1 protein-coding gene is annotated in these 221 nt (G+C 53.8%); it reads left to right on the top strand.

Translation table 11 applies throughout. The features are described 5' to 3' along the window. A partial coding sequence (locus tag S1OALGB6SA_RS10725; RefSeq protein WP_230204531.1) for a hypothetical protein occupies nt 1-221 on the top strand: 221 nt, incomplete at both ends.

Raw genomic sequence — 221 nt, 5'->3', positions numbered from 1 at the left:
GGGTTTTGGAGGTTCATCTGCGTTTTCTTCTTCCATTCCCGCCGGGTCCACATACCTTACTGGGTTGTTGCTCACATAGGCATACCAGTTAAGAGCCTCGACGACAGAGTGGCCCTTGCGTATTCCTCCACTTGGCTCAAGCCCAAAGCTCTCCGGCCACCCATCCAGCCCGAGGCAGGTGAACAGAATACTCCCTTATTTTTTGTAGGCAGGAGGCCTAC

The sequence above is a fragment of the Olavius algarvensis spirochete endosymbiont genome, assembly GCA_900608495.1.
In the GTDB taxonomy this organism is placed as follows: Bacteria; Spirochaetota; Spirochaetia; order DSM-2461; family DSM-2461; genus UBA2779.
This window is presented reverse-complemented; position numbering and strand designations above follow the sequence as displayed.